The sequence below is a fragment of the Streptomyces sp. NPDC057900 genome, from assembly GCF_042887885.1.
Classification (GTDB): domain Bacteria; phylum Actinomycetota; class Actinomycetes; order Streptomycetales; family Streptomycetaceae; genus Streptomyces.
In genome coordinates this window covers 770,432-785,127 of the sequence record NZ_JBHVOI010000002.1, presented here as the reverse complement: position 1 = coordinate 785,127, position 14,696 = coordinate 770,432, and the positions used below count along the sequence as shown (strand labels likewise).

Here is a 14,696-nt window from a genome sequence, read left to right as displayed (position 1 = left end):
GATACGGCAGGTGTGCCCTACCTCACGTCCTCAGTCCGCCCCGACCCGGGCGCGCCGCTCGGCGGGCTTCTCAGGTCAGACCGCCTCCGACGCCCCTCAGGTGCACGATGTCGCCCGCCGAGACCGGCTCCTGGAGCCCGTCGCCGGCCGACAGGACCAGGCGCCCGTCCCCGTCGATCGCCACCGCCTCCCCGGTGACCGTGCGGTCGCCCGGCAGCTGGGCCCGCACGGTGCGCCCGAGCGTCGCGCAGCCGGCCGCGTACGCCTCCTGGAGGCCGCTCGCGGCCGCGTCCCCGTCCGCCGCGCGCCACTTCCCGTACCACTGCTCCAGCGACCGCAGCACGCCCCTGAGCAGCGTCTCGCGGTCGGTGGAGACCGCCCCGGCCAGGGCGAGCGAGGCGGCCGTGGGGGCGGGGAGCTCGTCCTCGCGCAGGGAGACGTTGAGGCCGATGCCGATGACGACGCCGTCCCCGGCGCGCTCGGCCAGGATGCCGCCGGCCTTGCGTTCCTCCGTGCCGACGGTGACCAGCAGGTCGTTGGGCCACTTCAGTGCCGTGTCGACGCCCGCGGACCTCGCCAGGCCCGTCGCCACCGCGACCCCGGTGAGCAGCGGCAGCCAGCCCCAGCGCTGGACGGGCACCGCGCCCGGCGTCAGGTAGACGGAGAAGAAGAGGCCGGACCGGGCCGGCGCCGTCCAGGTCCGGTCGAGCCGTCCGCGCCCCGCGGTCTGCTCCTCCGCGACCAGCACGGTCCCCTCGGTGAGCCCGGCGGCGCGCGCCGCGAGGTCGGAGTTGGTGGAGCCGGTGGCGTCCACGACGTCGAGGGCGCTCCACAGGCCGTCCGGCCGGAGCAGACCACGCCGCAGCGCGGGAACGTTCAGGGGCGGCCGGTCCAGGTCCGACCAACGGTTGTGAGACGCATCCGAGGGTGTCATGCAAGCCACCCTAGGTGTGTCAAACGACGCACTGCCGAACCGTATCCGCGCCGATACGCTACGGGGCAGTAGCTGTTCATCCGCTGATCAGCAGCACAGTCGTCCCCGTGACCAGGCAGGGAGCCGCAACCCGATGTCCGAGCCGGAAGAGACCGACATCCACACCACCGCGGGCAAGCTCGCGGACCTGCAGCGCCGCATCGAGGAGGCGACCCACGCCGGGTCCGCCCGCGCGGTGGAGAAGCAGCACGCGAAGGGCAAGTTGACGGCGCGCGAGCGCGTGGACCTGCTGCTGGACGAGGGCTCCTTCGTCGAGCTCGACGAGTTCGCCCGGCACCGCTCGACGAACTTCGGGATCGAGAAGAACCGGCCGTACGGGGACGGTGTCGTCACCGGCTACGGCACGGTCGACGGCCGCCCCGTCTGCGTGTACTCGCAGGACTTCACCATCTTCGGCGGCTCGCTCGGTGAGGTCTACGGTGAGAAAATCGTCAAGGTGATGGACTTCGCGCTGAAGACCGGCTGCCCGGTCATCGGCATCAACGACGGCGGCGGCGCCCGTATCCAGGAAGGCGTGGCGGCGCTGGGCCTCTTCGCGGAGATCTTCCGGCGCAACGTGCACGCCTCCGGTGTCGTCCCGCAGATCTCGCTGATCGTCGGGCCGTGCGCGGGCGGCGCGGTCTACTCCCCCGCGATCACCGACTTCACGGTCATGGTCGACCAGACCTCGCACATGTTCATCACCGGGCCCGACGTCATCAAGACGGTCACCGGCGAGGACGTCGGCTTCGAGGAGCTGGGCGGCGCCCGCACCCACAACACCACCTCCGGGGTGGCGCACCACATGGCGGGCGACGAGAAGGACGCCATCGAGTACGTCAAGTCGCTGCTCTCCTACCTCCCGTCGAACAACCTCTCCGAGGCCCCGTCCTTCCCGGAGGAGGCGGACCTCGCGGTCACCGAAGTGGACCGCGAGCTGGACACGCTGATCCCGGACTCCGCGAACCAGCCGTACGACATGCACACCGCGATCGAGCACGTGCTGGACGACGGTGAATTCCTGGAGACCCAGGCCCTGTTCGCGCCGAACATCCTCACCGGATTCGGCCGGGTCGAGGGCTATCCGGTCGGCATCGTCGCCAACCAGCCGATGCAGTTCGCCGGCTGTCTGGACATCAACGCGAGCGAGAAGGCCGCACGCTTCGTCCGCACCTGCGACGCGTTCAACGTGCCGGTGCTGACGTTCGTGGACGTGCCGGGCTTCCTGCCGGGCGTCGACCAGGAGTACGGCGGCATCATCCGGCGCGGCGCCAAGCTGATCTACGCGTACGCGGAGGCGACCGTCCCGCTGATCACGGTGATCACCCGCAAGGCGTTCGGCGGCGCGTACGACGTCATGGGCTCCAAGCACCTGGGCGCCGACATCAACGTCGCCTGGCCGACCGCCCAGATCGCCGTCATGGGCGCCCAGGGCGCCGTCAACATCCTGCACCGCCGCACGATCGCCGCCGCGGAGGATCAGGACGCCACCCGCGCCGAGCTGATGGCGGACTACGAGGACGCGCTGCTCAACCCGTACGTGGCGGCCGAACGCGGCTACGTGGACGCGGTGATCATGCCCTCCGACACCCGGGCGCACGTGGTCAAGGGACTGCGTCAGCTGCGCACCAAGCGGGAGTCGCTGCCCCCGAAGAAGCACGGCAACATCCCTCTCTAGAAAGGGCTCTGGCCATGATCAAGGTCGTACGGGGCAACCCGACCCCGGAAGAACTGGCAGCCGCGCTCGCGGTCGTCCAGGCGCGTGCCGCCGCGGTGGCCGCCGTCTCGTCCGGAGCCCCGGAGCTGCCCGGACAGTGGTCCGACCCCGGCCGGGTCGCCCGGCGCGGCCGCCATCTGCCGGGACCGCGCGCCTGGGCGCGTACGTACTGGCCCGGTTAGCGGGTACGGGCCGGGCGGTTGTTGAGTACGCGTACTCAGGCGCGGGCTCGGCCCCCCGCAGCAGGATCGGAGGCATGCTGTGGTCCGATCCCGAGAACAAGCCGCCGAAGGAACTGCGCGACGCCCAGGACATGATGCGGCGCGTGGGTCTGGTGCTCGCGCTGGCCATGGTGGTCGCGATGTTCGTGAGCGGCACCCGGTGACGATGCGGCCCCCCCGGCGGCGGGGCCGCCCGCACCGGCTGATTTGTACGATGGCGCGCATGACTGATCCCGCGCCCCGCCGCCTCGTGCTCGCCTCCGCCTCCCCCGCCCGCCTCGGCCTGCTCCGGCAGGCGGGCTTCGCGCCCGAGGTGATCGTCAGCGGGGTGGACGAGGACGCGCTGAGCGCCGCCACCCCCGCCGAGCTGGCGCTGGTCCTCGCGGAGGCCAAGGCCGCCGTCGTCGCCGCGCTGCCGGAGGTCGCGGGGGCCCTGGTCATCGGCTGCGACTCGGTGCTCGAACTCGACGGCGAGGCGCTCGGCAAACCGGCCGACGCGGAGGACGCCACGGCCCGCTGGAAGTCGATGCGGGGCCGGTCCGGGGTGCTGCGGACGGGTCACAGCCTGACCGACACCGCGAGTGGCCGGACGGTCTCGGAGACCGCGTCCACGACGGTCCGCTTCGGTGAGCCGACGGACGCCGAGATCGCCGCCTACGTGGCCTCCGGCGAGCCGCTGCACGTGGCGGGCGCCTTCACCCTGGACGGGCGCTCGGCGCCGTTCGTGGACTCCATCGACGGCGACCCGGGCAACGTCATCGGGCTCTCGCTGCCGCTGCTGCGGCGGCTCCTGGGCGAGCTGGGGATCAGCGTCACCGAGCTGTGGGCCTGAGCCGCGCCTGACCGGTCGGCCCGAGCCGCGGCGGCCCGTCCGTCCGGTCAGGCGGCGGCCGGGGCCACCGGCTTCTCGGCGTCCGTCCCGGTGACCGGCTCCTCGCGGCCGTCCCCGTACGCCACCAGCGTCAGCACGATCAGGCCGAGCACCACCATCATGGAGACGAACGCGGTCCAGCCGATCAGCCCCACCGCGAGCGCGCCCAGCACCCCGTGGACGACGGCGCAGCCGATGAGGACGACCCTGGCGATCCGGCCGGGGGCCCGGTCGCGGATGCCGGTCAGCAGGAGCAGCACACCGCACAGCAGCAGGAACAGTCCGGAGATCCCGCCCAGCACCCAGGCACCGTTGGCCATGACGTGGGGATCCGTACCCGCCAGGGACATGTCCTGGTTCTTCACGAACGTCGCCATGACGCCGTTGACGATCACGACGCCCACGGCTTCCGCGACCAGCACGATCGCGGATATGTATGCCACCGGCCTGCGCACCACGGCGCTCACCCCCTGTTACCTGCAGTACGTGCGATAGCGCGGACCCTACTAACGGGTAATGCCCGGGACAAGGGTTTCGACCGCTTCGGGGCCCCGCGGGCGGCAATGCGGGCGCCCGGAGTACCGGCGGCCGGGCGCCAGGCAAAGAAATGCGCGGCCGTTAGTAGGAATCAGACAAAGAAACACCGGGCGTCGCTGCCCGTACCGACAGAGACCTGGACCACACCTCGTGGCTACTGTGCGGTTATGGTTCCCGGCGTACCGTGGTTCCACAAGGGATTTCGCGACTTGAGCAAGCCTCGAATCACACTCCGTGTGGGCAAGCTCACCATTGGGGACGGGTCGTAGGGCCGTGTCGGTAGTCCCTAAACTCAGCTTGTTTCAAGGAGGGAGCCATCGTGCGCAAGGTGCTCATCGCCAACCGTGGCGAAATTGCTGTCCGTGTTGCCCGTGCTTGCCGGGACGCGGGGATCGGGAGCGTGGCCGTCTACGCGGACCCGGACCGCGACGCGTTGCACGTGCGTGCGGCCGATGAGGCATTCGCGCTGGGCGGTGACACTCCGGCCGCCAGTTACCTGGACATGGCCAAGGTGCTCCAGGCCGCGAAGGACTCCGGGGCGGACGCGATCCACCCGGGTTACGGGTTCCTCTCGGAGAACGCCGAGTTCGCGCAGGCCGTGCTGGACGCCGGACTGACGTGGATCGGGCCGCCGCCGCACGCGATCCGGGACCTGGGTGACAAGGTCGCCGCCCGGCACATCGCGCAGCGTGCCGGTGCCCCGCTCGTCGCGGGCACCCCCGACCCGGTCTCCGGTTCCGCCGAGGTCGTCGCGTTCGCCGAGGAGAACGGGCTGCCGATCGCGATCAAGGCGGCGTTCGGCGGTGGCGGGCGCGGGCTGAAGGTCGCCCGCACGCTGGAGGAGATCCCGGAGCTGTACGACTCCGCGGTCCGCGAGGCGGTTGCCGCGTTCGGGCGCGGGGAGTGCTTCGTGGAGCGCTACCTGGACAAGCCCCGGCACGTGGAGACGCAGTGCCTGGCCGACACCCACGGCAACGTCGTGGTCGTGTCCACCCGTGACTGCTCGCTCCAGCGCCGCCACCAGAAGCTCGTGGAGGAGGCCCCGGCCCCCTTCCTGTCCGAGGCGCAGAACGCGCAGCTGTACACGGCGTCCAAGGCGATCCTGAAGGAGGCCGGCTACGTCGGCGCCGGCACGGTCGAGTTCCTGGTCGGCGCGGACGGCACGATCTCCTTCCTGGAGGTCAACACCCGCCTCCAGGTCGAGCACCCGGTCACCGAGGAGGTCACCGGCCTCGACCTCGTACGCGAGATGTTCCGCATCGCCGACGGCGAGGAGCTCGGCTACGACGACCCCGAGATGCGCGGGCACTCCTTCGAGTTCCGGATCAACGGCGAGGACCCGGGCCGCGGCTTCCTGCCGGCCCCCGGCACCGTCACCCTGTTCGCCCCGCCGTCCGGTCCGGGTGTCCGTCTCGACGCGGGCGTCGAGTCCGGCAGTGTGATCGGCCCCGCCTGGGACTCGCTCCTCGCCAAGCTGATCGTGACGGGCGCCACCCGCGAGCAGGCGCTCCAGCGGGCGGCCCGCGCGCTGGGCGAGTTCACCGTGGAGGGCATGGCCACCGCCATCCCCTTCCACCGCGCCGTCGTCACGGACCCCGCGTTCACCGCGGACCCGTTCACCATCCACACCCGCTGGATCGAGACGGAGTTCGTCAACGAGATCCCGGCCTTCGCCGCCCCCGCCGACGCGGACACCGACGAGGAGTCCGGCCGTGAGACGGTCGTCGTCGAGGTCGGCGGCAAGCGTCTCGAAGTCTCGCTGCCCTCCTCGCTCGGCATGAGCCTGGCCCGCACCGGTCTCGCGGCCGGCGCCAAGCCCAAGCGCCGCGCGGCCAAGAAGTCCGGCTCCGCGGCCTCCGGTGACACCCTCGCCTCCCCGATGCAGGGCACGATCGTGAAGATCGCCGTGGCGGAGGGCCAGGAGGTCAAGGAGGGCGACCTGATCGTCGTCCTGGAGGCCATGAAGATGGAGCAGCCGCTCAACGCGCACCGCTCCGGCACGGTCAAGGGCCTGACCGCGGAGGTCGGCACCTCCCTCTCGTCCGGCGCCGTGATCTGCGAGATCAAGGACTGATCCCCGCTCCTCGCGTTCCGCCGGCGCCCCCGTCATGTCGTACGACGTGACGGGGGCGCCGCCCGTTGGCGACCGGAGCCGCCGGGCTCCCGGGCCACTGGGCCGTACGGGCGATGGCATCCTGGACCCCCGCGGCGGAATCAGGGAGGACTGCGCGATGGCGACCAGCACAGCAGGGACACCGGCCCGGCCCATGCGCGCCGACGCGCGCCGCAACTACGACCGGCTGCTGGCCGAGGCCCGTACCGCCTTCGCGGAGCACGGCACGACGGCGTCCCTGGAGGATGTCGCACGGTCCGCGGGGCTGGGGATCGGCACGCTGTACCGGCACTTCCCGACCCGGCACGCGCTGATGAGCGCGGTCTTCCAGGAGGCGGTGGCCGACCTGATCGCCCGCTCCCGCGAGCTGGCCGGGGCGGAGCGGCCGTGCGAGGCGCTAGTGGAGTGGCTGGGCACGATCATCACTCATGCGGGTGAGTATCGCGGGCTGGCCCAGGCCCTCATGTCGACGTGCCGGGACGAGACCTCGGCGCTGTCCCGCTGCAATGTGCCGATGCGCGAGGCGGGTTCGGTACTGCTGGCCCGCGCGCAGGCGGACGGGGCGGTGCGCGCGGAGGTGTCCATCGACGACCTGATGCAGCTCACGAACGCGATCGCGCTGGCCGCCGAGCAGTCACCGGACGATCCGGAACTGGCGGACCGGCTGCTGACGCTGACGGTCCGGGGGCTGAGTTCGTCCAGCCCGTCCGGCGTCTGAGGAGCGGGGACGCGGCGGCAGCGCCCCCGGAGCGTCGGCGGGGCAGGACCGGGCGGGATCGCTAGCGACGCCGCAGGTCCGGGCGGGATCGCTAGCGACGCCGCAGGTCCGCCACTCGCGCCCGCTCACCCTGCGCCTGCTCGGCCAGCACCGCGGACCCCCGCAACGGCTGCGGCCCGCTCCCGTGCGTGCGCCGCTGCCCCGGGAGCGGCATGTCCCGGCGGTTGCCCCGCCCGGACGCCCCCGGTTCGGACGAGGCCGGGGCCGGGGCTCCCCCCGCGCCCGCCACCGCGATCTGCACCCCCTGGTCGGCCAGGGCCTGGAGCTCCGCCGCGCCGCGGTCGTCGTGCGCGGCGGGTTCGTCCGTCACGAGCCGGGTGATGAGGTCGGTCGGCACCGTCTGGAACATGGTGTCGGAGCCGAGCTTGGTGTGGTCGGCCAGGACCACCACCTCCCCGGCCGCCTGCACCAGCGCCCGGTCCACGCTCGCGGAGAGCATGTTGGACGTGGAGAGCCCGCGCTCGGCGGTGAGGCCGCTCCCGGAGAGGAACGCCCGCGAGACCCGCAGCCCCTGGAGCGACTGCTCGGCACCGCTGCCCACCAGGGCGTAGTTGGAACCGCGCAGGGTGCCGCCGGTCATCACCACCTCCACCCGGTTGGCATGGGCGAGCGCCTGGGCGACCAGCAGCGAGTTGGTGACCACGGTCAGCCCGGGGACCCGCGCGAGCCGGCGGGCCAGCTCCTGCGTGGTCGTACCGGCGCCGACCACGATGGCCTCGCCCTCTTCGACGAGACCGGCGGCCAGGTCGGCGATGGCGGTCTTCTCGGCGGTGGCGAGATGGGATTTCTGCGGAAACCCGGACTCCCGCGTGAAACCGCCCGGCAAGACCGCACCGCCGTGGCGGCGGTCGAGGAGTCCTTCTGCCTCCAGTGCCCGCACGTCCCGCCGTACGGTCACTTCGGAGGTCTGGACGACGCGGGCGAGCTCACGGAGCGATACCGCCCCGTTGGCGCGCACCATTTCGAGGATCAATTGACGACGTTCTGCAGCGAACACGAAACTGACAGTAACGCGATCGCCGGAGAGTTCTCAGCAGTTTGCGCTGAATTGCAGAAGTTGGACATACAAAGGGCCGCCAAGTGGTATAGGCGGCCCTGTTGTTGTTCTCTACTGATCGCGGGTGGTCGCGGGACTGCCCGAGTTGACGGCAGTTGCCGGGTAATGCCGGGTCCGCGGAGGGCTCTACGAGGGCCTTACGCTTCGCCCGCCTGCTTACGGGTGTGCAACTGGCGGGCCACTTCCGCGATCGATCCCGACAGGGACGGATACACAGTGAAGGCGTTTGCGATCTGTTCCACCGTCAGATTGTTGTCGACGGCGATCGAGATGGGGTGGATCAGTTCGCTCGCCCGAGGCGCGACAACACAGCCGCCGACCACGATGCCGGTACCCGGGCGGCAGAATATTTTGACGAAGCCGTCCCTGATGCCCTGCATCTTGGCGCGCGGATTGCGCAGCAGCGGCAGCTTGACGACGCGGGCGTCGATCCTGCCCGAGTCGACGTCGGACTGGCTGTAGCCGACCGTGGCGATCTCCGGGTCGGTGAAGACGTTCGAGGAGACCGTCTTGAGGTTCAGCGGCGTGACCGCGTCCCCGAGGAAGTGGTACATCGCGATCCGGCCCTGCATCGCGGCGACGGAGGCGAGCGCGAAGATCCCGGTGACGTCACCGGCCGCGTAGACACCCGGCGCGCTGGTGCGGGAGACCTTGTCGGTCCAGATGTGGCCCGAGTCCTTGAGCCGGACCCCGGCCTCCTCCAGGCCCATGCCCGCGCTGTTCGGGATCGCGCCGACCGCCATCAGGCAGTGCGATCCGGAGATGACCCGGCCGTCGGCCAGGGTGACCTCGACCCGGTCGCCGACGCGCTTGGCGGACTGCGCGCGGGAGCGGGCCATCACGTTCATGCCCCGGCGCCGGAACACGTCCTCCAGGACGGCGGCCGCGTCCGGGTCCTCGCCCGGCAGCACCCGGTCCCGGGACGAGACGAGCGTGACGCGGGAGCCGAGGGCCTGGTAGGCACCGGCGAACTCGGCGCCCGTGACACCTGAGCCGACGACGATGAGCTCCTCGGGGAGCTCGTCGAGGTCGTAGACCTGGGTCCAGTTCAGGATCCGCTCGCCGTCGGGAAGCGCGTCCGGGATCTCCCGGGGGTGGCCGCCGGTCGCGATCAGCACGGCGTCGGCGGTGAGGGTCTCCTCGGTGCCGTCGGCCGCGGTCACGACGACGCTGCGGGAGCCGTCGGCGGCCTGGAGGCCCTCCAGCCGGCCGCGTCCGCGCATCACCCTGGCCCCCGCACGGGTGACGGAGGCGGTGATGTCGTGGGACTGGGCGAGCGCGAGGCGCTTCACCCGTCGGTTGACCTTGCCGAGGTCGACGCCGACCACGCGCGCGGCCTGTTCCATGTGCGGCGTGTCGTCCGCGACGATGATGCCGAGCTCCTCGTACGAGGAGTCGAAGGTGGTCATCACCTCTGCCGTCGCGATCAGGGTCTTCGAGGGCACGCAGTCGGTGAGCACGGACGCGCCGCCGAGGCCGTCGCAGTCGACGACGGTCACCTCCGCGCCGAGCTGGGCGCCCACCAATGCCGCCTCGTACCCGCCGGGTCCGCCGCCGATGATCACGATCCGGGTCACGAAAAGTCCGCCTCGCGTTTCGTCCCGCGGCCGTCTGCTGCCCCGGCCGGGGTCCGGGGGGTCGCCCCGGGTGAATGCAGTACGTACTTCATTGTCCCGCACGCGCCAAGGTGCTTCGCCCCGGGGCCCTCCATACGTGCACCGGCCCCCCGGGGCGGGGCCGGTGCCACGGGCGGCGGACCCCCCGAGCGGGCGTCTTCCTCCCAGGAATCGACCTCACCGGGGCCACCTCCCGTACCCTCGACCCCATGTCGCTCTACGCCGCATACGCCGGCAACCTCGACGCGCGGCTGATGACGCGCCGCGCACCGCACTCGCCGCTGCGCGGAACCGGCTGGCTCAACGGCTGGCGGCTGACGTTCGGCGGGGAGCAGATGGGCTGGGAGGGTGCGCTGGCCACGGTGGTCGAGGCGCCGCGCTCGCAGGTCTTCGTCGCCCTGTACGACCTGGCCCCGATGGACGAGGACTCCATGGACCGCTGGGAGGGCGTCGGCCTCGACATCTACCGGCGGATGCGGGTCCGGGTGCACACCCTGGACGGCGAGGAGCCGGCCTGGATGTATGTGCTCAACGGCTACGAGGGCGGGCTGCCCTCCGCCCGCTACCTCGGCGAGATCGCGGACGCCGCCGACTCGGCGGGCGCCCCGCACGACTATGTGATGGAACTCCGCAAGCGCCCCTGCTGAGCCCCGCGGACCGGCCCTTCTGTGCGAAAGCACGAACGGATGCCCCGAGTCTCTGTACGGGAACATCTACGCGCGTAGGGAATCAGCGGTTACGCTCATCCGCGTGAACGCATCAGTTATTCCGGACCACATCCAGGGCGACCCGCGCGCCGCCGCCGACGACGCCGCCGCCCGCCTGCGCGAGCTGACCGGTGCCGAGACCCACGACGTCGCACTCGTGATGGGCTCCGGCTGGGCACCCGCGGGCGATGCGCTCGGCACCCCGGAGGCCGAGTTCCCGGTGACCGCCCTGCCAGGATTCCCGGCCCCCGCCGTCGAGGGCCACGGCGGCACGATCCGCTCGTACCTGATCGGTGAGAAGCGCGCCCTGGTCTTCCTGGGCCGCACGCACTTCTACGAGGGCCGGGGCGTCGCCGCTGTGGCGCACGGGGTGCGTACCGCCGTCGCGGCGGGCTGCAAGACCGTCGTCCTGACGAACGGCTGCGGCGGGCTGCGCGAGGGCATGCGCCCCGGGCAGCCGGTCCTGATCAGCGACCACATCAACCTCACGGCGGCGTCGCCGATCATCGGCGCCAACTTCGTCGACCTGACCGACCTGTACTCGCCCCGGCTGCGGGCGCTGTGCAAGGAGGTCGACGAGACCCTCGAAGAGGGCGTGTACGTACAGTTCCCCGGCCCGCACTACGAGACGCCCGCCGAGATCAACATGGTCCGCGTGATGGGCGGTGACCTGGTCGGCATGTCCACCGTGCTGGAGGCGATCGCGGCCCGGGAGGCCGGGGCGGAGGTCCTGGGCATCTCCCTGGTGACGAACCTGGCCGCCGGGCTGAGCGGGGAGCCGCTGAACCACGAAGAGGTGCTCCAGGCGGGCCGTGACTCCGCGACCCGGATGGGCTCGCTGCTGGCGCGCCTGCTCGACCGCATCTGACGGGTCCGTTTCCCGGGGGCGCCCCCTCCCCCAGCAACCTCCACCAAGACCACCAAGGAAGGCGGACGACCGTGACGACTCAGGACCTCGTCGCGCGGGCCAGGACCTGGCTCGCGGAGGACCCCGACCCCGACACCCGCGAGGAGCTGGCGAAGCTCATCGAGGCGGAGGACCTGGCCGAGCTCGGCGCACGGTTCGCCGGCACCCTCCAGTTCGGCACCGCGGGCCTGCGCGGTGAGCTGGGGGCCGGTCCGATGCGGATGAACCGCGCCGTCGTCATCCGCGCCGCCGCCGGGCTCGCCGCGTACCTGAAGGACCAGGGGCAGGCGGGCGGCCTGGTCGTCATCGGGTACGACGCCCGCTACAAGTCCACCGACTTCGCGCGCGACACCGCCGCCGTGATGACCGGCGCCGGACTGCGGGCGGCCGTGCTCCCCCGCCCGCTCCCCACCCCCGTACTCGCGTACGCCATAAGGCATCTGGGCGCCGTCGCGGGCGTCGAGGTGACCGCGAGCCACAATCCGCCGCGCGACAACGGCTACAAGGTCTACCTGGGCGACGGCTCGCAGATCGTCCCCCCGGCGGACGGCGAGATCGCCGCCGCGATCGCCTCGGTCGGCCCGCTGGACACCGTCCCGCGCCCGGACGACGGCTGGCAGACCCTGGGCGACGAGGTGCTGGACGCCTACCTGGCCCGTACGGACGCCGTACTGGCCGACGGTTCACCGCGCACGGCCCGCGTCGTCTACACCGCGATGCACGGCGTCGGCACCTCGGTCCTCACCGCGGCCTTCGACCGGGCGGGCTTCCCGGCCCCGGTCCTCGTCCCCGAACAGGCCGAGCCGGACCCCGCGTTCCCCACCGTCGCCTTCCCCAACCCGGAAGAGCCCGGCGCGATGGACCTCGCCTTCGCCACCGCACGCCGCTCGGAGCCCGACCTCGTCATCGCCAACGACCCGGACGCCGACCGCTGCGCCGTCGCCGTCCCGGACCCGGCGGCCGACGGCGGCTGGCGGATGCTGCGCGGCGACGAGGTCGGCGCGCTGCTCGCCGCCCATCTCGTCCGCCGGGGGGTCAGCGGCGTCTTCGCGGAGTCGATCGTGTCGTCGTCCCTCCTCGGCCGGATCGCGGAGAAGGCGGGCCTCGGCTACCAGGAGACGCTCACCGGCTTCAAGTGGATCGCCCGGGTGGACGGTCTGCGCTACGGCTACGAGGAGGCGCTCGGCTACTGCGTCGACCCGGACGGGGTCCGCGACAAGGACGGCATCACCGCCGCGCTGCTCGTCGCGGAACTCGCCTCCGTACTCAAGGCACAGGGCCGCACCCTGTCCGACCTGCTGGACGACCTCGCGGTCGAGCACGGTCTGCACGCCACGGACCAGCTGTCGGTCCGGGTCGAGGACCTCTCCCTCATCGCGGACGCCATGCGCCGCCTGCGCGAGGTGCCCCCGACCGCCCTGGCCGGACTCACCGTCACCTCGGCGGAGGACCTCTCCCACGGCACCGCCCTGCTGCCGCCCACCGACGGACTCCGCTACCAGCTGGAGGGCGCCCGGGTCATCGTCCGCCCGAGCGGCACGGAGCCCAAGCTCAAGTGCTACCTGGAGGTCGTGGTCCCGGTCGCCTCACCCGCCGGACTCCCGGCGGCCCGCGCGAGGGGCACGGAACTGCTCGACGGCATCAAGCGGGACCTGGCGGCCGCGGCGGGGATCTGAGGCGGGGCGGGAAGCCGAACGCTTCCCGCCCCTGCCCGTCCTCCCCGGGCCCCCGGCGCGGTCAGCCCGCGAACCGTGCCATCCACTTCTCGACCTCGTCGGCGGAGCGGGGCAGGCCCGCCGAGAGGTTCTCGTGGCCGTCCTCCGTGACGACCAGGTCGTCCTCGATCCGGACGCCGATCCCGCGCCACTCCTCGGGCACGGTGAGGTCGTCCGGCTGGAAGTACAGGCCGGGCTCGACGGTGAGCACCATGCCGGGTTCCAGCGCGGCGTCCACGTAGGCCTCGTTGCGGGCGTGGGCGCAGTCGTGGACGTCCAGGCCGAGCATGTGGCCGGTGCCGGCCATGGTGAAGCGGCGCTGGAGTCCGAGTTCGTACGCGCGCTCGGCCGGGCCCTCGATGAAGCCCCACTCGACCAGGCGTTCCGCGAGGTGGCGCTGGGACGCCTCGTGGAAGTCGCGGTAGGCGGCGCCCGGCTTCACGGCGGCCATGCCCGCCTCCTGGGCCTCGTAGACCGCGTCGTAGACCTTGCGCTGGAGCGGTGTGAAGGTGCCGTTGATCGGGAGGGTGCGGGTGACGTCGGCGGTGTAGAGGGTGTGGGTCTCGACGCCGGCGTCGAGCAGGAGGAGGTCGCCGGGGCGTACCGGGCCGTCGTTGTCCGTCCAGTGCATGATCGTGGCGTGCTCGCCAGCCGCGCAGATCGAGCCGTAGCCGACGGCGTTGCCCTCAAGGCGGGCGCGGCGGAAGAAGGTGCCCTCGATCCAGCGCTCGGAGGAGGCGACCGCGCGGGAGAGCTCACCGATCACGTCGGTGAATCCGCGCACGGTGGAGTCGACGGCCTTGCGGAGCTCGGTGATCTCCCAGGCGTCCTTGACGAGGCGGAGGTCGCTGAGCGCCTCCTCCAGTTCGTCGTCGCGCTCCTCGTCGGTGGTGACGGCGTCCTCCAGGGACGGGTCGATGCCCCGGACGATCCGGGTCGGCGCGCCGGAGCCGGCGGCGAGTGCGTCGGCCGCGGTGCGGACGTCGCGGCAGGGCAGGCCGAGTACCCGCTCCGCCTCGGCGAGCGAGCGGCGCCGGCCCATCCACAGTTCCGCCGTGGGGCCGGTCCAGAACTCGTCGTTGTCCCGGCTGTCGCGGGGCAGCTGGAAGCAGTAGGCGTCGTGGCCGCCGTCCGCGCGGGGTTCGAGGACGAGGGCGCCGTCCCGGGCCCGGTCGCCGGTCATGTGCACGTAGCCGGTGTAGGGGCGGAACGCGTAGCCGTCGTCGTTCGACCGGACCTTGAGGTTGCCCGACGGGATCACCAGGCGCTCGCCGGGGAAGCGCGCGGAGAGCGCCGCGCGGCGGCCGGCCGCGTACGGGGCCTGCTCGTCGGGCTGGAGGTCGTGCCGCTCGGTGTCCGCCCAGCCGGTCCGCATCAGGGCGGAGAGTTCCTCTGAGATACCTGCGTAGAGACGGTTCTTTCGGCCTTGCGCCACGTCGTACACCTTCTTCTGGTGGGTTCCTCGGCGGCGAGGTACGCGTGCC

General features: G+C 72.0%; 14 protein-coding genes. 9 read left to right on the top strand and 5 right to left on the bottom strand.

Annotated features, from left to right (window positions below):
• Positions 1-70 precede the first annotated feature (70 nt).
• Positions 71-934, bottom strand: a complete 864-nt coding sequence (locus tag ACFVQ0_RS10900) for a biotin--[acetyl-CoA-carboxylase] ligase (RefSeq protein ID WP_390086627.1) — start codon at positions 932-934, stop codon at positions 71-73.
• A gap of 133 nt (positions 935-1,067) precedes the next feature.
• Here ACFVQ0_RS10900 and ACFVQ0_RS10895 point away from each other — a divergent pair, with 133 nt between their 5' ends.
• The 4 genes from ACFVQ0_RS10895 (at position 1,068) to ACFVQ0_RS10880 (ending at position 3,743) form a co-directional block, all read left to right on the top strand.
• Positions 1,068-2,651, top strand: a complete 1,584-nt coding sequence (locus ACFVQ0_RS10895; RefSeq protein ID WP_390086625.1) for an acyl-CoA carboxylase subunit beta — start codon at positions 1,068-1,070, stop codon at positions 2,649-2,651.
• A gap of 14 nt (positions 2,652-2,665) precedes the next feature.
• A complete protein-coding gene (locus ACFVQ0_RS10890) occupies positions 2,666-2,872 on the top strand; it encodes an acyl-CoA carboxylase epsilon subunit (protein WP_123461254.1) in 207 nt (68 codons plus the stop codon).
• Positions 2,873-2,946: 74 nt separating this feature from the next.
• Positions 2,947-3,075 carry a morphogenic membrane protein MmpB gene (gene mmpB, locus ACFVQ0_RS10885; RefSeq protein WP_260255621.1) on the top strand — a complete coding sequence of 43 codons (129 nt, stop codon included), beginning with the start codon at positions 2,947-2,949 and terminating at the stop codon, positions 3,073-3,075.
• Positions 3,076-3,125: 50 nt separating this feature from the next.
• Positions 3,126-3,743 (top strand): Maf family protein, encoded by a 618-nt coding sequence (locus tag ACFVQ0_RS10880; protein ID WP_390086623.1) that lies wholly within the window; start codon positions 3,126-3,128, stop codon positions 3,741-3,743.
• 47 nt (positions 3,744-3,790) lie between these two features.
• Here the strand turns inward: ACFVQ0_RS10880 and ACFVQ0_RS10875 are convergent, their stop codons facing one another.
• On the bottom strand, positions 3,791-4,225 hold the full coding sequence (locus ACFVQ0_RS10875; protein ID WP_390086621.1) for a hypothetical protein: 435 nt from the start codon (positions 4,223-4,225) through the stop codon (positions 3,791-3,793).
• 413 nt (positions 4,226-4,638) lie between these two features.
• On the opposite strand from ACFVQ0_RS10875, the gene ACFVQ0_RS10870 reads away from it, so the two are divergent.
• Both ACFVQ0_RS10870 and ACFVQ0_RS10865 read left to right on the top strand, forming a co-directional pair.
• Positions 4,639-6,393 carry an acetyl/propionyl/methylcrotonyl-CoA carboxylase subunit alpha gene (locus tag ACFVQ0_RS10870; RefSeq protein WP_390086620.1) on the top strand — a complete coding sequence of 585 codons (1,755 nt, stop codon included), beginning with the start codon at positions 4,639-4,641 and terminating at the stop codon, positions 6,391-6,393.
• Positions 6,394-6,550: 157 nt separating this feature from the next.
• Positions 6,551-7,150, top strand: a complete 600-nt coding sequence (locus ACFVQ0_RS10865; RefSeq protein WP_390086618.1) for a TetR/AcrR family transcriptional regulator — start codon at positions 6,551-6,553, stop codon at positions 7,148-7,150.
• Positions 7,151-7,241: 91 nt separating this feature from the next.
• Here the strand turns inward: ACFVQ0_RS10865 and ACFVQ0_RS10860 are convergent, their stop codons facing one another.
• A complete protein-coding gene (locus ACFVQ0_RS10860) occupies positions 7,242-8,207 on the bottom strand; it encodes a DeoR/GlpR family DNA-binding transcription regulator (protein WP_390086616.1) in 966 nt (321 codons plus the stop codon).
• A 197-nt stretch (positions 8,208-8,404) separates the two neighbouring features.
• Entirely contained in the window at positions 8,405-9,844 is a 1,440-nt protein-coding gene (locus ACFVQ0_RS10855; RefSeq protein WP_390086614.1) for an NAD(P)H-quinone dehydrogenase, read from the bottom strand.
• Between the two features lie 248 nt (positions 9,845-10,092).
• On the opposite strand from ACFVQ0_RS10855, the gene ACFVQ0_RS10850 reads away from it, so the two are divergent.
• The 3 genes from ACFVQ0_RS10850 (at position 10,093) to ACFVQ0_RS10840 (ending at position 13,173) form a co-directional block, all read left to right on the top strand.
• The gene (locus ACFVQ0_RS10850; RefSeq protein WP_024490113.1) at positions 10,093-10,530 is read left to right on the top strand and encodes a gamma-glutamylcyclotransferase; all 438 of its coding nucleotides are present in this window, start codon (positions 10,093-10,095) and stop codon (positions 10,528-10,530) included.
• A 103-nt stretch (positions 10,531-10,633) separates the two neighbouring features.
• On the top strand, positions 10,634-11,458 hold the full coding sequence (locus ACFVQ0_RS10845) for a purine-nucleoside phosphorylase (protein ID WP_073732485.1): 825 nt from the start codon (positions 10,634-10,636) through the stop codon (positions 11,456-11,458).
• Between the two features lie 71 nt (positions 11,459-11,529).
• Complete coding sequence (locus ACFVQ0_RS10840) at positions 11,530-13,173, top strand: phospho-sugar mutase (protein WP_390086612.1); 1,644 nt, start codon at positions 11,530-11,532, stop codon at positions 13,171-13,173.
• A gap of 61 nt (positions 13,174-13,234) precedes the next feature.
• Here the strand turns inward: ACFVQ0_RS10840 and ACFVQ0_RS10835 are convergent, their stop codons facing one another.
• Entirely contained in the window at positions 13,235-14,647 is a 1,413-nt protein-coding gene (locus ACFVQ0_RS10835; RefSeq protein ID WP_390086611.1) for an aminopeptidase P family protein, read from the bottom strand.
• Between the last annotated feature and the right edge of the window lie 49 nt (positions 14,648-14,696).